The organism is Vibrio sp. MarTm2 (genome assembly GCF_027587055.1).
In the GTDB taxonomy this organism is placed as follows: Bacteria; Pseudomonadota; Gammaproteobacteria; order Enterobacterales; family Vibrionaceae; genus Vibrio; species Vibrio sinaloensis_D.
Window position 1 is genome coordinate 175,986 of the sequence record NZ_JAPPTK010000006.1, and the last position, 17,450, is coordinate 193,435.

Below are 17,450 nucleotides of genomic sequence, written 5' to 3' on the forward strand. Positions count from 1 at the left end.
GACATGCCATTCTGTTTCGTGTTTTTCGATGCGGGTTCTACTTCACTTTTTCTCTGGCTAGCAACTGAGATGTTACAACCAAAATTAGTGAGACAATCAGCATCACGGTTGCGAGGGCATTTACTTCAGGTGAAATGCCGACTTTCACCATTGAATAGATCTTCAACGGTAAGATTTCATATGTTGGACCTGTCACGAACGAGCTGATAATCACGTCGTCTAGTGATAGGGTGAAACTCAACAGCCAGCCAGCCGCAACTGCTGGTTTAGCAAGAGGCAAAATAATTTGCTTCAAGATAACCCATTCGCTTGCGCCCAAATCTTTGGCCGCTTCAAGCATTTTGACGTCAAAGCCATTTAAGCGGCTGTATACGCTCACGACCACAAACGGCAGACAGAATGTAATGTGAGCAACCAACAAGGTGAAGAATCCTAGTTGTGCTCCCATCACCAAAAACAGCGCTAGCAGCGAAATCGCCATAACGATGTCTGGAGACATCATCACGACAAATAGCATTCCGTTTACCACGCCCTTACCCTTAAAGGTATAACGAAATAGGGCAACAGCCGTTAAGCTACCAATGATGGTTGCTGCTGTTGCTGAAAAAATCGCAACATTTAACGAGTGCCACGCGGCTTGCATCAGGCTGTCGTTGTTGATCAAGGTTTCGTACCACTTTGTGGTAAAACCGCCCCATTTCATGCCAAATTTGTTGGCGTTAAACGAGTTAACAATCAAGACAATAATTGGTAAATACAAAAACGCATACACCAATGTCATAAAGCTAAATCTAACTGTACGGCCCATCAGTCTAGCTCCACTTTCTTATTCAATAATTTGCCCGCTCTGTAGTAGGCGTAAAGCATGATTGCCATCGCAATAGTTAGGGCGATACTGGTCGCGGCACCAAATGGCCAATCACGTGCGTTCAATACTTGGCTCTTAATGACGTTACCAATCAATAAGTTTTTCGCTCCGCCGAGTAGGTCAGAGATGTAGAACATACCTAATGCAGGCAGTAGCACCAATAAACAGCCTCCAATAATGCCAGGCATGGTCAGAGGGAGCGTTACTTTGGTAAATATCTGGAACTTATTTGCCCCTAAGTCTTGCGCCGCTTCCGTGTAGGTATGGTCTAACTTCTCAATCGCTGAGTAGAGCGGAAGTATCATAAACGGCAGCAGAATATAGACCAGACCAATCATTACCGCAGTTTCGGTGTACATCAATCGAATCGGTTTATCGATGATCTCCATTGCCATCAGCGATTTGTTCAAGATGCCCTGAGTACCCAATACGATTTTAAGGCCGTACGTACGAATCAGCGAGTTAGTCCAAAACGGAACAATCACCAGAAACAACATGATTGGTCGCCATTTCTCAGGCATTTTTGCCACGATGTAGGCAAATGGATAACCAATGACCAAACAGATCAGCGTCGCGACAATCGCCATGTAGAATGAGTGCCACAGTACCTTGGCGTACAGTGGGTCCATCAAGCGCACATAGTTGTCTAAAGTGAACGTCATTTCGATTAGATTAGCTTCATCACGTGTGAGGAAACTGGTACCAATAATCATGACGTTAGGGATCAGCACAAACAGTGTTAACCAACCAACAATTAGGGCAATGATGGCGTTTTGTAGATTAAGCTTCTTGCTTATCATTGAGTACCACCTCCCAGCTCTCAACCCAAGTGATTGCGACTTTTTGTCCAAGAGAGTGGTCCACATCGGGATCGTCTTCATTGAAGAATTCGCTAACCATCACACGCATACCTGATTCGAGCTCGATGACCGAGTCTAAGGTCATACCTTTGTAGGTTCGCTCAGTAACGTGACCAACAATGCCTTTTTGCTCAGACTCTTTGATCTCTTCGATACGTAAGTCTTCAGGGCGAAGAAGCACTTGTAGTTTGTCACCCGATTGCGCGTCTTGATCGTAGTAAACCACAGATTCAACACCTTCGATGTCTGCACGAATGCGCTTGTCATCTAAACGCTCGAGCATGGTCGCATTGAACACATTGATTTCGCCGATAAAGCGAGCGACGAACAAGTTCTTCGGTTCTTCATAGATCTCACGTGGAGAACCATCTTGCTCGATCACACCGTCACGCATAACGATAATGCGGTCAGACATAGAGAGTGCTTCTTCCTGATCATGTGTTACGAAGATGAAGGTAATGCCTAACTGGCGCTGAAGCTGCTTTAACTCAATTTGCATTTGTTTACGCAGTTTGTAATCGAGCGCAGAGAGAGATTCATCCAACAACAGGACTTTAGGTTTGTTCACAACTGCGCGCGCGATAGCGATACGTTGTTGCTGGCCACCTGATAGCTGATGGGGTTTACGCTGCGCCATTTTCTCTAGGCGAACCATGCGTAATGCTTCCATGACGCGAGGTTCGATATCCGCAGCCGGTTTTTTTTGCATACGCAGCCCAAATGCTACGTTCTCAAACACGGTCATATGTGGGAAGAGTGCGTAACTTTGGAATACAGTGTTGACATGCCTTTGTTCTGCAGGGACTGAGGTTACATTCTGATTATCAAGAATAATGTCACCTTGGTCAGCGGTTTCGAAACCAGCAATCATTCTAAGAACGGTTGTTTTACCACAACCCGATGGACCAAGGATGGTAAGGAATTCACCATGGTTCACATCTAAATTCAGATTACCGATGATTTCCTTACCATCGAAACTTTTACTAATACCAGTTAGACGAATAACTGGTTGTCCTGCTTTTTGTTTAGCGTTCAACGTCTGTTTTTCTCCCACAATGGTCATTATGTCGCGAGTTTTAGCGAAGACCCGTAGTTACACAAAATAGAGGCGCGCATCATAATCACCAAAATTGTGAAATCAAAGCATTTTCTTATCCTGAAACCGAAATATTTTTGCAGGTAAAAGTAAACTTTTCTTACCATACTCTCTCTATACCTTTTACACGCTTTGGAGTAGGGTATTTTTCTCTCTGAATCAGGAATCTAGGCTTTGTAAATGCGTTTAATGGTCAATTATCAACCATAAAGTCAAGAAAGCAAGTAATTGGCATGGATCTGATTTTGGAGTTTGAGGGGTTTCAGTATAATGTCTCTCACTTGCAACAAAGCATTAATCAACCAGTTTGCCTAGTCAGTTGATGAGGCATCGGACTTAGTAATGAATAACGACATAGAGAAAGATTTTAATTTAGGTGGAAGTATTGAGCGTGCGCTTGAAGGTAACTATGAGCTCAACGCTGGCGATGTTCTTAAAGAGGCATGGAATCACACGATAAAGAACTTCTTGTCCTTTTCTCCTGCCATCGTGTTGCTCATCGCGATTCAAGTCGCCATATTCGTCATCGCGTTAAAGCTACAACTTGGTGACCCATCGGTGATTTTTGATGCGGTTTTAGATCCTGAGTCATTCGACCCGAGCGTCTTCAGCGCGATCATGATTGCTAATTTCAGCTTTGAGGTCATCAGCGCACCAATCTATGCGGGAATCAGCCTTATGGCAATGAGTCACGCTGCCGGGCTATCAACCAAACCTCGACATATTGGTAAAGGTTTACAGTTCACCATTCCCGTTATCATTGCGACGCTGGCCAGTCTTGTTTTACAAGGGATTGCGGGAACATTGCTGCCGTTTCTGTCTTTGTACTTTTCTCTCGCGTTCAGTAATTCGATGTTACTCATTTGCGAAAAGAAAGTGCCGCCAATGCAGTCTTTACTGCTATCGCTTCGTGCTGTGAACAAGAAATTATTCCCGCTGCTGGGCATCTATTTCTTCATCGTGATTATGTTCATGGTTGGCGTAATGCTCTATGGCATTGGTTTGATTTTTGTTTTGCCTTTCTTCTTCCACGTTAAAGGCATCATTTATCGCAATATGTTTGGTATTAAACTGAAGATCATCGCTTCAGACCGTCCGAAAAATGGGGATGACAACGACAATGATTCACAAGTGTTCAATGCGTAAAAGTGAATTTATTGCTATTGCTACAGCTGGCCTATTAGCCAGCTGTAGTTTTTATGGCTACGAGAAAAACCGAATAGAAGAAGAGCGCCAAACTGCCTATCAAACCGAAACCAACAGTAAAGCAAAGGCTTTGGGGGCTGCGCCTGACTTCTCTGCAATTACTGAAACGCGCTTAAAGAAACAGGCGTTTTTCGATTATTTAAGGCCGGGTATCGCGCTAGAGAATGAACGCGTTAAAAAGGAACGCAAACGACTTGAAGCTATCCAAACGTCGTTTGATGCCGGTAATTTGACCTCATCTGAACTCAGCGATGCGAAACGCTTAGGGCGTCTCTACAACCTCAGTTTGACCGAAGAAGGCATTACTCAGAGTTGGCTTGATCAGATGCGCCACCGCGTTGATGTTATACCCGAAGCGCTCGTGTTGGTCCAAGCTGCTAATGAGTCAGCGTGGGGGACATCTCGCTTTGCGACTAAGGCAAATAACTATTTTGGTCAGTGGTGTTATAGCAAGGGATGTGGGCTTGTCCCTCTGAAACGTTCAGAAGGAATGACACATGAAGTGGCTAAGTTCGCCTCAGCCCAGCAGTCTATTCATGGGTATTTCATGAATGTAAACCGAAACAAAGCCTATCATGAGCTTAGAGAAATTCGATACCAGCGCCATTCACAAGGGGAAAGTCTCATAGACACAGAGGCGGCGATGGCACTTGCGAATGGACTATTGAAATACTCTGAGCGCGGTGAGGCATACGTCAACGACTTGCAAAGCATGATTCGTCATAATAAGCAGTTCTGGGAAGACAATTCTCAATCCAGTGCGCGTCGGTAGACCTTATAAGCACTGCCCGTTATCCAACTAAAACAACAAGACTATAAATTCAATGAAGAAACTATCGTTAGCCCTTTTGACCGCTGCAGTTGGTATTACCGCAGCGATGCCAAGTTACGCTCAAGAATATATGTTCACCTATTCAAAACTGTTTTCTCACATGAAGCAGAATGCGAAAGAAGGGCATGATGATGTAAAAGTGGGCTTCTTTTTCCTAAACGCGAATACCAAACAGTTGTGCAATATTGAAAAAGCTTGGATGGAAAAAGAAGAGCATTATGAGGAGTTGACGATTTCTCCTTACAACGAAGTGATTGTCCCTTTAGATAATAACCTCCGCTCGGCCAATCCTTTGGTATTTGTCCACACACCGATGGATATGCGTTGTGACTTCTCTATGGTTGTTATGACAAAAGAACCAATGAACGGAGAAGTAAGCTACGATGACGTTAAAATACTGTTGCCACAAATGCAGGTTATTCTAGAGCAATTAGGTGGCATGTTCGCGAGCTGGTTTACGCCTGACGTAGAAGGGGTAACGTTAGAGTTTCCAAATAAGCTAAATTCAACCATCCAGTTTTCTAATGGAACCACGAAACCTATCGTAGATGGTAAAGCACAAGTGTCGCTAGCTGAGATTGGTGAAGGTGGCACGATGACACTTCCGGCTGAAACGGCGAGAGTTCTTCCTTACCTACCAAAAGCAAACTAACCAAAAGGCCGCCCACGCGGCCTTTTTTGACTCTATTCCAATCAGTTTCCTCGTTCTTCATTCATTTTCCACCAAATTGAATCGAATTTTGCTTACCTATTTAACTGCAGACGTTTAATCCTCACCGAAAAGCTCGTATAATCCACGCCCCGAATATGACACGTTAGGAAGTCCTACTGTTGGCCTAGCCGACGATGTGAGAGCTCGCAATGACACAATTAGATACAAGAAAAGAAACCCTAGAATTCAACAAACTTCAAAAGCGCCTAAGAAGAAACGTTGGAAATGCTATTACCGATTACAACATGATTGAAGAAGGCGATGTTGTGATGGCATGTATCAGTGGTGGTAAAGATTCATTCGCGATGCTGGATATCCTACTGAACCTACAAAAAGCGGCGCCAATTAAGTTTGACGTTGTTGCGGTTAACCTAGATCAAAAGCAGCCAGGATTCCCTGAACACATTCTTCCTGACTACTTTGAAACGTTAAACATCCCATATTACATCGTGGATAAAGATACGTACTCGGTTGTAAAAGAGAAGGTGCCAGAAGGAAAAACGACGTGTGGTCTTTGTTCACGTTTACGCCGTGGTACGCTTTACTCGTTTGCTGAGAAGATCGGTGCTACGAAGCTAGCACTCGGTCACCACATGGACGACATCGTTGAAACCATGTTCTTGAATATGTTCCATGGCTCTCGTCTTAAAGCAATGCCGCCAAAACTACGTTCAGATGATGGGCGTAATGTGGTAATTCGCCCGCTGACTTACTGTCGTGAGAAAGATCTCATCAAGTACGCAGAACATAAAGCGTTCCCGATCATCCCTTGTAACCTTTGTGGCTCGCAAGAAAACCTGCAACGACAAGCAATCAAAGCGATGTTGATTGATTGGGATAAAAAAACACCTGGCCGCGTTGAAGCGATCTTTAAGTCCATTCAAAACGTCAGCCCTAGCCAACTGGCAGACAAAAACCTGTTTGACTTTGAAAACTTGCCGCTTGATCGTGATGGAGATAGAGAAGAGTATCAGTTTAGTGAAGCCATCGTTTCGTCAACCAACATTGACGAGTCCATGTTTATCGATGTGACAAATATCTAATTACAGATAAGCAAAGAAAAGGAAGATAATGATTATCTTCCTTTTTTGTTTCTGATGATTAAATAGCGGTTCTTGGATCAAGTGGGCTAATGTAACCCTGAGGCTTCAATGCCAAGACATCGCAGTTAATTTTATCGATGACGTGCTCAGCGGTATTACCGATAAACACCGCAGACAATCCAGTTCGTCCCGTTGTACCTATGATTACCATCGCGGCATTTAAGCGCTGGGCGACTTCAGGAATGATATCTTCTGGCAGTCCTTGTTCAACCACAGTCTGTTCATCATCATAACCGTGTTTTTGGCGTAGCGCTTTCATGGCGGTTAGGTGATGCCCACGCACAGCATCTGTATATGTTGCGGGATCGAATTCGGGTAATTCAATCGTGATATTAGCCGGTGTGACAGGGTAGGCGTTAACCAAATAAGGTTTGGCGCCCAAACGTTCGGTTAGGCTATTGAGCTGTTCAACCATGCTGTCGTTGAGGTTAAGGTGCGTTTCATTCTCCGAACCAACGTGAACCGAAGCGATGATGCTTGCGTCCTCAGGCCAATCTTGGTTTTTAACTAATAGAACAGGGCATGGACACTTTCGAAGTAAATGCCAATCCGTCGGAGTGAAGATTACCGATTCAAGAACATCGTGTTTGCGAGTTCCTTTGATCACGATGTCGTGTTCACCACCAAACACCTCGGCGATGATCGCTTCATATGGACGATTGTGCCAGACAACTCTTACATCGAACTCAACACCGTCGAGGAGATAATCTTGAGCAATCTTACGCATCCATTGTTCTCGTTGTCCGATAACGCCTCGACGCATTGCGTCACGCTCATCAATGGACAGCATGGATGTCATGTCATAGGAAAAATCATAAATGGATAGGAAAAAAGTCACCTGACTTGGTGAGCGACTTTTCGCAGCAAGCTGCATAGCGCGGGCTAATGCGGGTTGTTCATCTTTATTGATGTCAGCAACAACTAATATTTTATTATAGATGCTCATACGAACTCCTTTAGAAAGAGGAGGAACATATGATTAATGTAGCTTAGTTAGCGAAAGAGTTTTAGGAAAAAATGCAGGAATATGAGAGAAGTATGATGTAGCTCTATATCGAGAGGAGTAGAGCTACATCATTGAAGTTATTAAGATTCTGTAGAAACGCCAGCCAATTCCATCAACGCGTCGTGATCGAGAATGGTGATATATTTGCCTTTCACGCTCAGAATTTCTGACTTTTGGAAGCGTCCCAGGAGGCGAGAAATCGTCTCAACGGTCAAGCCAAGGTAGTTACCAATATCGCCACGAGTCATGGTTAAACGGAACTCACGTGGGCTGAATCCACGTTGAGAAAAGCGAGTCGAAAGGTTGTATAAGAATGCCGCTAGACGTTCTTCAGCATTCTTTTTCGAGAGCAAAAGGATCATCTCTTGATCGCCTTTAATCTCGTTACTCATCAAGCGCATAATTTGCTGACGAAGCTTCGGCATTTTGCCTGACAGGTCATCCAAGATCTCATAGGGGATCTCACACACCATAGAAGTCTCTAACGCTTGAGCAAAACTAGGGTGCGCATCATCAGTAATTGCATCAAAGCCGACCAAGTCACCCGCTAAGTGAAAGGCGGTAATCTGCTCGTCACCTTGTTCTGTGATCGTGTAGCTTTTGATAGTGCCTGAACGAATAGCGTAAAGCGATTTCAGCTCATCACCCGCTTTGAACAGTTCTTGTCCTTTCTGGATTGGCTTTTTACGCTCGATAATTTGATCAAGCTGATCAAGCTCAGATTCATTCAGAGTAAAGGGGATACAAAGCTGGCTGATACTGCAGTCTTGGCAATGGATGGCACAACCACCCGACTGGATTCGCTTTGTTGCAGGTTTTTCAGAAATCATAACAACCTTTCACTATTTGATATACATCAATATTTTAGCATTCCTTAACACTAATGGGTAGTGGAAAAAGACGCATAAAAACAGTGATCTAAAAAGTAATTGATAAGAGACTTAGTGCACCATAGCCGGTATATAAACCATAAATTAATAGCATAACTGCGACTATGTGACGGAATATGACGGAATTTTGCAGCCTATGTAACACACTTGCACTGTGCCCAACAGCAAGCATAGCGGGGAGAGTGCCCAGTCCAAACATGAGCATCACAAGTGCACCGCTTGCAGCGCTACCGGAGACGGCAGACCATGTGAGAGTGGAGTAGACAAGTCCACATGGCAACCAACCCCAGATGAAGCCGAAAGGGAGTGCATGTATTGGACTTTTGAGCGGCAACAAAGATTTTCCTGCGGGAGAAATACGCTTCCACAGTAATTGGCCAAGTTTTTCAATATACAGAAGACCATGCCACCAACGCCCGATGTAACATGCAAGCAGCACCATAAAGAGTGCCGCAAACAATCTTAACCAAGCAAGTGCATCATTGAGTTGGCTGACTTGGGAGATGGATGAAACAGCACCTCCAACCAGCGCACCAATCACAGCGTAACTAGTTATACGGCCAAGATTGTAGAACAGGGGGGTGAGCTTGGAAGGCGCATTTTGGCCAATAGATAACATGGAGGCTATGCCCCCACACATCCCCATGCAGTGGCCGGCACCAACTAAACCAATAACAAGAGCGCCAATCCAATCAGGGGTCATTGAGGCTTCTTCTCGTTACTCTGCTTCTCGTCTTCATCGAACAGTATGTTGTGGCCTTGTCTTTCAAGGTCTTCAAACTGTTCACTTCGCACTGCCCACAAGAATACCGCGACAGCGACGCAGACCAGTACAATGGCGATCGGAATGAGGATATATATGCTTTCCATCTATTTACCTTGTTCTTTGAGCAAGCGAAGAGAGTTCGATACTACAATAATTGAGCTCGCAGACATACCGACAACCGCAAAATATGGAGCAACCAGTCCTGCCACAGCTAAAGGCAGAATCAGTAAGTTGTACCCTAGAGACCATGCCAGATTTTCACGGATGATTTTTCGTGTTTGCAGGGCAAGTTGGCGCGCTTCAAGAATACGTTCTAGATGATCGCCAAGGAGCACCATATCAGCAGACGCTTTTGCTACATCGGCACCGCCACCCATGGCCACAGACAGATGAGCGCCTGCCAATGTTGGGGCATCGTTTATGCCATCACCAATCATCATGGTAATGTCTCGCTCATCTACCTGTTTGAGGCACTCGAGTTTGTCTTGCGGTTTCGCTCCGGCAATCACTGTTTCTATACCTATTTCTTTAGCGACGACATCTGCGTTGGCCTGAGAATCTCCTGTCAGCAAGGTGATTTTTATTCCTGATTTCTTAAATCGTTCAATAAAGGATTGAGCTTCCTTGCGAATCGGGTCTTGGTAGCGGAAGGTGGCGATGTGGGCGCCATCAATAGAAAGGTAGACTGAATTAGGCTCAGCAAAAGCACTTTCACCAAGAATATAACTGGCGCTGCCAATTTTTACTTGCTTGCCTTGATAGGTACCTTCAATACCCGAACCAATCACATTCTCGACATTATCAACAACAGTCTGTTTGTCACTGTAGCGCTTGAACGCTCGAGCAATTGGGTGATTTGCATGAGCTTCGAGTGCTGCTGCTATCGCGAGCGCTTTTGATTCAGTCACATCGGCGATGAGGTCAACTTTACTGATCACAATATCGCCGTGAGTCAGCGTCCCTGTTTTATCTACAATAAGGTGATTCACCTTACACAGTGTTTCAAAGACATGACTTTTACGCAGCAAGATACCGTAGTTACCCATTCTCGAGGTCGCACATGTCAGTGCTGTCGGCGTCGCTAAAGATAGAGCGCAAGGACAAGTTGCGACAAGCACAGAAAGCATGATCCAAAACGCATCATCTGGGTTTGCTTGATGCCAGTAATACCAGGTTCCTGCTGCAATCACCAAAATGATGGCAACAAAGTAACGTGCAACAATATCGGCAATTTCAGCAATCTTTGGCTTGGAGAGTTGCGCCTCATCCTGCAGGCGAACAATGTTAGAAATCATTGAATCCGCTTTTGAAGAGGTAACTTCCAGTTCGAAAGACTCTTCTCCGTTCAACGTACCCGCGTATACATGATCATCAATCGTTTTTACAACGGGGACAGACTCTCCAGTCAACATTGATTCATCAATATGGACTCGTCCGGAAATAATCTTTCCATCTGCAGGTACGTGCTCTCCGGGTAGAACTCGAATTCGGTCTCCCAACTTAAGTGTTTTGACAGGGACTTGATCGCCATCCAACTTGGTTGCAATTGCAGGTATCAACTTTAGCAAGTTACCACTGGCTGCCGCCGCTTTTCTGCGCGCGCGCATTTCTAGGAAGCGTCCGACCAGCAAGAAGAATGCGAACATTGAGATTGATTCAAAGAAGACTTCGCCTTTCTCTGTGACGGTTGCCACTAAACTGGCTAAATAGGCAAAGATCATAGCGATCGACACGGGAACATCCATGCCCAATGTTCTGCTTCGAATGCTTCGCCAAGCATTGATATAAAAAGGTAGGGCAGAGTAGAGCATCACAGGAGTCGCAAAGATTAAGCTCACCCAGCGGAAGTAGTTTTTAAATTCGGGTTCAAGATCGCCAAACACTTCGAGGTAAAGCGCGACAGCGAGCATCATAACTTGCATGGTCGCAAGCCCAGCTATACCTAAACGATACAGGTACTGCTTCATTTGCTGATGATAAGCTGCCTCTTGCTTGTCGGCTTCAAAAGGCGCCGCTTTATATCCTAATTGGTGAATAGCAGACAACAGTTCACTGAGGCGAGTCTTGCGTTTATCCCAGGCAAGAATCGCACGGTTAGTCGTTGTATTAACACGAATCGATAGGACACCTGATTTGTTAGAGACTTGTTTTTCAATTAACCAAGCACAAGCAGCACAAGAAACGCCATCAAGTGAAAGAGTGACTTCTGCTCTGTCATCGGCATTTCGGACAAACTCTGATTGGACATCTTCATTGTCGTAGTGGATAAGTGCTTGTAACTGCTCTGGTACTAGGTCCGCTTTTTCGGCTGGAGCCGTACGATATTGGTAGTAGGAAACGAGGCCGCTATCAACGATCGTCTGCGCGACCGTCTCACAGCCTGGGCAACACATTTCTCTGATTTCACCAAGGATTTCTACTTTAAAATCCGTGTTGACTGGTACATCTTCACCGCAGTGATAACAGGATTTACACATAGACACCGACTAGTTTTCTAAATAAACAGGGGTTGATGATGGGAAAGTGACACGACCTTGTACTAGCCATTTCTTATCGTGGCCAGTTAGCTCAATAAACCATGGGCCTTGAAGTTCAGCGTCCAAGTTTAGCCGGTAGAATCCTTGTGCATCAGAGGTAAGAAGTTGTGAGAAGTCTCGGTCTGGCAATGTGCGATGAGCAAACATCGCAGTAAGTGCTGGATAATGGTCTAGCTGACCTTTTTCAAATTGAATAATAACAGTGTTACCTTCTGAGGACACTGAAGCACTTAAGCCGAGATCTTTGGCGACATTGATTTTAGAAATATCAATGTTGATGCCTTTTCCTTTTTTATAGTAATCCTCAGTGACCAATGACACAGAGTTCTGAGAAAAAACGATGACCGTGATGATCGTCCATACAACAACAGTGAGTGGCAGAATAATAAGAAACCACGGCCAAAACTGCTTATACCAAGGCTTTACCATAAAAAAGTTCTCAATTAATAAAATAGAATCAGGGATTTAACTCTAAAGGAAAGACAGCCCCTTTGCCATCGATAGAAAGTAAGGGGCTGTTATTGAAATGTAACTTATTGTTCCGAGTTGCTTAGACTCCAAACATAAGCTGAAACAAGCTGAACTTTGTCTTCACCTAGAATGTCCTTCCAAGCTGGCATTACGCCTGAGCGACCGTTCATCACTGTTTCGGTTACGTCCGCACGTGAACCACCAAATAGCCAGTCTTGGTCAGTTAGGTCGGGAGCACCCACTGCTGGGTTACCTTTACCATCTGTACCATGACATGCCGCACACACAACGAAACGAGCTTTACCAGCCTCTGCTTCTCTCGCGTTAACAGAACGACCAGATAGGCTTAGTGTGTAGCTTACTACTTCTTTCACACCTTGCTCACCAAGTGCATCTTTCCAAGCTGGCATTTGACCAATGCGGCCCTGCATAACAGTCGTTACGATAGCTTGCGGTTCACCACCATATAGCCATGCATCGTCAGTTAGGTTAGGGAAGCCCTTAAGACCGCGAGCATCAGAACCGTGACATTGAGAACAGTTTTGTAGGAAAAGACGTTGACCTACTTTAACTGCTTCCGAGTCAGCTGCGATTTCTGGGATAGGACGAAGCTCGTCAGTACCGTTTACGTGCGCAAGCTTTTTAAACGCTTCACCGAAGTAGGCATCAGCATCATCAAGCTCTTTAGCGAACTGGTTAAGTTGCTTGTTACTTTGCGCTGCAGCAATCGACGCCTTTGATTCTTCAACAGTGCGTACAGTTTGGTCTGAACTTGTCCAGCCTAGTACACCCTTGAAGCTACCTAAACCTGGGTAAAGCGTTAGATAGATTGCAGCGAAAATAAACGTACCAACGAAAAGGTAAGTCCACCACTTAGGTAGTGGGTTATTCAGTTCACGAATCCCATCGTATTCGTGCCCCATATCTGCACCTTCTTCAACGCCCATTTTATCTTTAAGGCACCAGAAAAGTAGTGCAGCACAGCCGACAAGTGTCCCGACTGTAATGATGATTATCCAAAGACTCCAAAATGTCGTCATTGCTTAGTCACTCCTTGTTCTTTTGAAGGCGCTTGCTCTTCATCAGCGAAAACAAGGTTTGCAGCTTCGTCAAATCGAGCTTTTCGACTCTTGCCGTAAGCCCACCAAACTACACCTAAAAAGCTAACGAATAGCACTATGGTCCAAATACTGTGAATAGTACCGATATCCATAACTACCTCCTTATTTACTTCATCGCGTGACCAAGAGACTGAAGATAAGCGATGATGGCATCCATCTCTGTCTTACCTTCTACTTCTTTAGACGCATTTGCGATCTGTTCATCAGTGTATGGAACACCAAATTGATCACGGAAAATAGTCAGTTTCTTCTGAGTGTCCTTACCATCAAGAACATTTTCCTCAAGCCATGGGAAACCAGGCATGTTTGACTCAGGAACCAACTCGCGTGGATCGATTAAGTGAACGCGGTGCCACTCATCAGAGTAACGACCACCAACGCGTGCTAGGTCTGGACCTGTACGCTTAGAACCCCATAAGAACGGGTGTTCGTATACACTTTCACCAGCAACAGAGTAGTGACCGTAACGCTCCGTTTCAGAACGGAATGGACGAATCATTTGGCTGTGACAAACGTTACAACCTTCACGGATGTAGACGTCACGACCTTCCATTTCAAGCGCTGTATAAGGACGTAGGTTCTCAACAGGCTCAGTGGTTTGTTTTTGGAAAATCAGCGGAGTGATTTCTACAAGAGCACCCAAACTGATTGCAAAAACGATAAGAATCGCTAGTAAACCGACATTGCGTTCTACAATTTCGTGGCGATTGTTAGAATTAGAACTCATTCTTTAATCTCCTTATGCCGGTTGTGGGATAGCTTTTAGGCTATCTTTAGGCGCTGTTACCGTCTTGTACGTGTTGTATGCCATTAGGAACATACCAGCTAGGAAGATGAAACCACCTAGGAAACGTACAAAGTAGAACGGGTAAGACGCTTGTACAGATTCGACAAAGCTGTACGTCAACGTACCGTCTGAGTTGACCGCACGCCACATTAGACCTTGCATTACACCAGAGATCCACATCGCAACGATGTAAAGAACGGTACCGATTGTTGCCAACCAGAAGTGCGTATTGATCATGCTAACAGAGTACATGCGCTCTTGGCCGAACAAGCGAGGGACTAAGTGGTATACCGAACCGATAGATACCATAGCAACCCAGCCTAATGCACCAGAGTGTACGTGGCCGATAGTCCAGTCGGTGTAGTGAGACAGCGCGTTAACTGTCTTGATAGACATCATTGGACCTTCAAACGTAGACATACCGTAGAACGATAGAGAAACGATTAGGAAACGAAGGATTGGGTCATAACGCAACTTATGCCAAGCACCAGAAAGCGTCATAATACCGTTGATCATACCACCCCAAGACGGCGCGAACAGAACCAGTGACATCACCATGCCTAGCGACTGAGTCCAATCTGGAAGCGCAGTGTAATGTAGGTGGTGAGGACCAGCCCAAATGTATAGAGATACTAATGCCCAGAAGTGAACGATAGACAAACGGTATGAATAAACAGGACGTTCAGCTTGCTTAGGAACGAAGTAGTACATCATGCCTAGGAAACCCGCTGTCAGTAGGAAACCTACTGCGTTGTGTCCGTACCACCACTGAACCATCGCATCCACTGCACCAGAGTAGATCGAATACGATTTACCCATAGAGACAGGAATAGCCATGCTGTTCACGATATGAAGAACCGCGACAGTGATAATAAAGGCACCGAAGAACCAGTTTGCTACGTAGATGTGGGAGGTCTTACGAGTAATCAATGTTCCGAAGAACACGATAGCGTAAGAGACCCATACTACCGCAATGGCAATATCGATAGGCCATTCTAGTTCAGCGTACTCTTTACCTGAGGTAAAACCCAACGGTAAAGTAATCGCGGCTGCTAGGATGATTGCCTGCCAACCCCAGAAGGTGAAGGCGACAAGAGGGCCACCAAATAGACGAGTTTGACAGGTACGCTGTACAACGTAATAAGACGTTGCGAACAGGGCACTTGTACCAAACGCAAAAATAACCGCATTAGTATGCAGAGGACGTAAGCGACTGTACGTCAACCACGGCGTATCAAAGTTTAGCTGTGGCCAAACTAATTGAGCGGCAATCAAAACACCAACAGCCATACCGACAATACCCCACAAAATAGTAACCAGGGTAAATTGACGAACGACCGTATAGTTGTAGTTTTGTTCAAGCTGCTTTTCTTGGCTCATTTGCATGCTTCCAATTTCTAATTAACTACACTTTACTTCCAACACGACACATGTCGTAATGCCACCCAAATCATTAAGGAAATTCGCACCGATAACTTCGGTTAAATCTTCTTGCTGATTTTTAAAAAAAGTGGCATTTTCAGCCGCCAACTATACTGCATTTAACAATTCAATGACAGAGTAGTAACCTTACAGTCGGTCAGGTTTTGGCCTTTTATTTTAAAACTTTGAAGTTTGTTACACGGAGAACACCACAGTATGGCTGCCGAAAAACTCACAAGAGGCCGTTTTGTTCAAATAATCATCATGTTAACCATACTTATTGCAGCGTTTATTTGGCGTACTGTTGACCATCAGAAAGTGATAAATGTGGCTTGTAGCATCGACGAAAAATGTACTTTTTTTGTAAATGACTTTCGTTTCTATGCGACTCTTTCAAAGCAAAATATAAAACTGGAAACGGACGAAAACGATTGGCGGGTTCGACTAATCGATAGCGACGAAATATTGCCAAGAAATGGAAACATATATCTCATCAATTTAAGTCCAGAAATTGATGAAATAACATTCCAACTATCTTTAAAAAATGCGAATATCGACCGTTACGTCAGTATTAAAAGCAGATAAATGGATTTTAAGACCCACATTACTCATCGGCTTAATGAGCAAGAGGCCATAGAGGAACTGAGCAACAAAATTTGCCGAACTAACTTAGTGAGCATAATTTGCTACTTCACACAGAATTATGGCGCTGAGAAACTCAGATTGGCTTTTAGAAATTACTTTCCTCAAGTTTCAATCACTGGATGCTCTACATGTAAGGGGTTGATGACAGAACGGGGATTACACTTTGGCTCAGTCATTGGCGTAATAGCAATCTATGATTCTAATTCAACCGCCTATGGAAGTGGCGTAGTTTCTATTGAAGATAGGTCGGTCATAGAAGAAGCAACAAGGGCAGCGATAGATGTGGCTCTCCGTAAAGCCGAACGAGTAGGAGAGGTACCTAGTTTCGCGATCATTCATAGTACGCCGGGCATTGAAGAAAAATTAATCAGCGCATTTGATAATGTATTCAAAACGCCTATCCCTATTATCGGTGCTACGGCGGCAGACAACGCTATCAAAGGCCAATGGTCAATATTTAACGAAGACGAATCAACAGGCCAAGGAATTTCAATTCAGCTACTTTTCCCTTCCAAACCGCTCACCACAGGCTTCAGCGCGGGTTACTCGCCGACGAAGTACCAAGGCTTGATTACCAAGTGTAAAGACAGAGAAATCATAGAAATTGACCATATGCCTGCCCAAGAAAGATATCGTGGCTGGATTTCAGAGCATTCAGGGGAAGACATTCCCGAATGGTTTAAGTTTCAGGTTGTGACTCAATACCCGCTAGGAAGAATAGCAGGCACGTTATACAACCAACCTTACTTTAAGCTGTCACATCCGATAAATGTTACGGATGAACAAGGCATTCTCTTGTTTACCAATGTAAATCAAGGTGACGTTGTTACTCTTATGTCTGGTGATAGACAACAGTTAATCTCTCGACCTGCAAGAGTGATTCGAGAAGCAAGACGTCAGTCAGAGCTCAATACGCAACTTACGGGCGCTATTTGTGTGATTTGTGCCGGAGCAATGCTTCATTTAGAGGAAGACATGGGCAAGGTCTATGACAAAATAAAACACGAGATGGGTGATATTCCATTTATTTGTCCGTTCACGTTTGGTGAACAAGGCCGCTTTATCAATGGTGACAATGGTCATGGAAATCTAATGATTTCGGCAGCAACTTTTTACTCAGATTAGAAC

General features: G+C 44.6%; 19 protein-coding genes. 6 read left to right on the top strand and 13 right to left on the bottom strand.

Translation table 11 applies throughout. From position 1 onward, the window contains the following. Positions 1 to 37 precede the first annotated feature (37 nt). The 3 genes from potC to potA are packed head-to-tail and all read right to left on the bottom strand — an operon-like array spanning position 38 to position 2,782. A complete protein-coding gene (gene potC, locus OH458_RS13745) occupies positions 38 to 808 on the bottom strand; it encodes a spermidine/putrescine ABC transporter permease PotC (protein ID WP_038134645.1) in 771 nt (256 codons plus the stop codon). Then, the gene (gene potB / locus OH458_RS13750) at positions 808 to 1,668 is read right to left on the bottom strand and encodes a spermidine/putrescine ABC transporter permease PotB (RefSeq protein ID WP_038134647.1); all 861 of its coding nucleotides are present in this window, start codon (positions 1,666 to 1,668) and stop codon (positions 808 to 810) included. The genes potC and potB overlap by 1 nt, the downstream gene beginning before the upstream one ends. Then, entirely contained in the window at positions 1,649 to 2,782 is a 1,134-nt protein-coding gene (potA, locus tag OH458_RS13755; protein ID WP_269978773.1) for a spermidine/putrescine ABC transporter ATP-binding protein PotA, read from the bottom strand. Before potA ends, potB begins: the two co-directional genes overlap by 20 nt. A gap of 384 nt (positions 2,783 to 3,166) precedes the next feature. On the opposite strand from potA, the gene OH458_RS13760 reads away from it, so the two are divergent. From OH458_RS13760 to ttcA, 4 genes are all read left to right on the top strand, one after another. Further along, positions 3,167 to 3,970 carry a hypothetical protein gene (locus tag OH458_RS13760; protein ID WP_269978741.1) on the top strand — a complete coding sequence of 268 codons (804 nt, stop codon included), beginning with the start codon at positions 3,167 to 3,169 and terminating at the stop codon, positions 3,968 to 3,970. Beyond that, entirely contained in the window at positions 3,963 to 4,802 is an 840-nt protein-coding gene (locus tag OH458_RS13765) for a glucosaminidase domain-containing protein (RefSeq protein WP_269978742.1), read from the top strand. The genes OH458_RS13760 and OH458_RS13765 overlap by 8 nt, the downstream gene beginning before the upstream one ends. A 52-nt stretch (positions 4,803 to 4,854) precedes the next feature. Next, positions 4,855 to 5,514: a DUF2987 domain-containing protein gene (locus tag OH458_RS13770; protein ID WP_039479397.1), complete on the top strand. Its 660-nt coding sequence runs from the start codon at positions 4,855 to 4,857 to the stop codon at positions 5,512 to 5,514. 209 nt (positions 5,515 to 5,723) lie between these two features. After that, positions 5,724 to 6,617 carry a tRNA 2-thiocytidine(32) synthetase TtcA gene (ttcA, locus tag OH458_RS13775; RefSeq protein ID WP_269978743.1) on the top strand — a complete coding sequence of 298 codons (894 nt, stop codon included), beginning with the start codon at positions 5,724 to 5,726 and terminating at the stop codon, positions 6,615 to 6,617. A 58-nt stretch (positions 6,618 to 6,675) separates the two neighbouring features. Here ttcA and uspE read toward each other — a convergent pair whose 3' ends face one another. The 10 genes from uspE to ccoN form a co-directional block, all read right to left on the bottom strand. Next, complete coding sequence (gene uspE / locus OH458_RS13780) at positions 6,676 to 7,623, bottom strand: universal stress protein UspE (RefSeq protein WP_038134656.1); 948 nt, start codon at positions 7,621 to 7,623, stop codon at positions 6,676 to 6,678. Between the two features lie 140 nt (positions 7,624 to 7,763). Continuing rightward, positions 7,764 to 8,513 (bottom strand): FNR family transcription factor, encoded by a 750-nt coding sequence (locus OH458_RS13785; protein WP_005476583.1) that lies wholly within the window; start codon positions 8,511 to 8,513, stop codon positions 7,764 to 7,766. 88 nt (positions 8,514 to 8,601) lie between these two features. After that, positions 8,602 to 9,276 carry a sulfite exporter TauE/SafE family protein gene (locus tag OH458_RS13790; protein ID WP_269978744.1) on the bottom strand — a complete coding sequence of 225 codons (675 nt, stop codon included), beginning with the start codon at positions 9,274 to 9,276 and terminating at the stop codon, positions 8,602 to 8,604. After that, the gene (gene ccoS / locus OH458_RS13795; protein WP_038134660.1) at positions 9,273 to 9,443 is read right to left on the bottom strand and encodes a cbb3-type cytochrome oxidase assembly protein CcoS; all 171 of its coding nucleotides are present in this window, start codon (positions 9,441 to 9,443) and stop codon (positions 9,273 to 9,275) included. The genes OH458_RS13790 and ccoS overlap by 4 nt, the downstream gene beginning before the upstream one ends. Continuing rightward, positions 9,444 to 11,816, bottom strand: a complete 2,373-nt coding sequence (locus OH458_RS13800) for a heavy metal translocating P-type ATPase (RefSeq protein ID WP_269978745.1) — start codon at positions 11,814 to 11,816, stop codon at positions 9,444 to 9,446. Positions 11,817 to 11,825: 9 nt separating this feature from the next. Continuing rightward, positions 11,826 to 12,305 carry a FixH family protein gene (locus OH458_RS13805; protein WP_269978746.1) on the bottom strand — a complete coding sequence of 160 codons (480 nt, stop codon included), beginning with the start codon at positions 12,303 to 12,305 and terminating at the stop codon, positions 11,826 to 11,828. Positions 12,306 to 12,409: 104 nt separating this feature from the next. Beyond that, a complete protein-coding gene (gene ccoP, locus OH458_RS13810) occupies positions 12,410 to 13,387 on the bottom strand; it encodes a cytochrome-c oxidase, cbb3-type subunit III (RefSeq protein WP_038134664.1) in 978 nt (325 codons plus the stop codon). Then, on the bottom strand, positions 13,384 to 13,560 hold the full coding sequence (locus tag OH458_RS13815; protein ID WP_005476581.1) for a CcoQ/FixQ family Cbb3-type cytochrome c oxidase assembly chaperone: 177 nt from the start codon (positions 13,558 to 13,560) through the stop codon (positions 13,384 to 13,386). The genes ccoP and OH458_RS13815 overlap by 4 nt, the downstream gene beginning before the upstream one ends. A gap of 14 nt (positions 13,561 to 13,574) precedes the next feature. Beyond that, positions 13,575 to 14,195 carry a cytochrome-c oxidase, cbb3-type subunit II gene (gene ccoO / locus OH458_RS13820; protein ID WP_005476573.1) on the bottom strand — a complete coding sequence of 207 codons (621 nt, stop codon included), beginning with the start codon at positions 14,193 to 14,195 and terminating at the stop codon, positions 13,575 to 13,577. A gap of 12 nt (positions 14,196 to 14,207) precedes the next feature. Next, positions 14,208 to 15,635, bottom strand: a complete 1,428-nt coding sequence (ccoN, locus tag OH458_RS13825; protein ID WP_038134667.1) for a cytochrome-c oxidase, cbb3-type subunit I — start codon at positions 15,633 to 15,635, stop codon at positions 14,208 to 14,210. Between the two features lie 258 nt (positions 15,636 to 15,893). Here ccoN and OH458_RS13830 point away from each other — a divergent pair, with 258 nt between their 5' ends. Both OH458_RS13830 and OH458_RS13835 read left to right on the top strand, forming a co-directional pair. Further along, positions 15,894 to 16,262 (top strand): hypothetical protein, encoded by a 369-nt coding sequence (locus OH458_RS13830; RefSeq protein ID WP_038134670.1) that lies wholly within the window; start codon positions 15,894 to 15,896, stop codon positions 16,260 to 16,262. Next, on the top strand, positions 16,263 to 17,447 hold the full coding sequence (locus OH458_RS13835; protein WP_269978747.1) for an FIST signal transduction protein: 1,185 nt from the start codon (positions 16,263 to 16,265) through the stop codon (positions 17,445 to 17,447). Positions 17,448 to 17,450 lie beyond the last annotated feature (3 nt).

Bases quoted from the DNA above. Each gene is read 5' to 3' on its own strand.
- OH458_RS13805 (WP_269978746.1), bottom strand. From the start codon at position 12,305: ATGGTAAAGCCTTGGTATAAGCAGTTTTGGCCGTGGTTTCTTATTATT.
- ccoN (WP_038134667.1), bottom strand. From the start codon at position 15,635: ATGAGCCAAGAAAAGCAGCTTGAACAAAACTACAACTATACGGTCGTT.
- OH458_RS13765 (WP_269978742.1), top strand. From the start codon at position 3,963: ATGCGTAAAAGTGAATTTATTGCTATTGCTACAGCTGGCCTATTAGCC.
- ttcA (WP_269978743.1), top strand. From the start codon at position 5,724: ATGACACAATTAGATACAAGAAAAGAAACCCTAGAATTCAACAAACTT.
- OH458_RS13790 (WP_269978744.1), bottom strand. From the start codon at position 9,276: ATGACCCCTGATTGGATTGGCGCTCTTGTTATTGGTTTAGTTGGTGCC.
- OH458_RS13800 (WP_269978745.1), bottom strand. From the start codon at position 11,816: ATGTGTAAATCCTGTTATCACTGCGGTGAAGATGTACCAGTCAACACG.
- OH458_RS13770 (WP_039479397.1), top strand. From the start codon at position 4,855: ATGAAGAAACTATCGTTAGCCCTTTTGACCGCTGCAGTTGGTATTACC.
- uspE (WP_038134656.1), bottom strand. From the start codon at position 7,623: ATGAGCATCTATAATAAAATATTAGTTGTTGCTGACATCAATAAAGAT.
- OH458_RS13760 (WP_269978741.1), top strand. From the start codon at position 3,167: ATGAATAACGACATAGAGAAAGATTTTAATTTAGGTGGAAGTATTGAG.
- ccoO (WP_005476573.1), bottom strand. From the start codon at position 14,195: ATGAGTTCTAATTCTAACAATCGCCACGAAATTGTAGAACGCAATGTC.
- OH458_RS13835 (WP_269978747.1), top strand. From the start codon at position 16,263: ATGGATTTTAAGACCCACATTACTCATCGGCTTAATGAGCAAGAGGCC.
- potB (WP_038134647.1), bottom strand. From the start codon at position 1,668: ATGATAAGCAAGAAGCTTAATCTACAAAACGCCATCATTGCCCTAATT.
- ccoS (WP_038134660.1), bottom strand. From the start codon at position 9,443: ATGGAAAGCATATATATCCTCATTCCGATCGCCATTGTACTGGTCTGC.
- OH458_RS13815 (WP_005476581.1), bottom strand. From the start codon at position 13,560: ATGGATATCGGTACTATTCACAGTATTTGGACCATAGTGCTATTCGTT.
- OH458_RS13785 (WP_005476583.1), bottom strand. From the start codon at position 8,513: ATGATTTCTGAAAAACCTGCAACAAAGCGAATCCAGTCGGGTGGTTGT.
- potC (WP_038134645.1), bottom strand. From the start codon at position 808: ATGGGCCGTACAGTTAGATTTAGCTTTATGACATTGGTGTATGCGTTT.
- ccoP (WP_038134664.1), bottom strand. From the start codon at position 13,387: ATGACGACATTTTGGAGTCTTTGGATAATCATCATTACAGTCGGGACA.
- OH458_RS13830 (WP_038134670.1), top strand. From the start codon at position 15,894: ATGGCTGCCGAAAAACTCACAAGAGGCCGTTTTGTTCAAATAATCATC.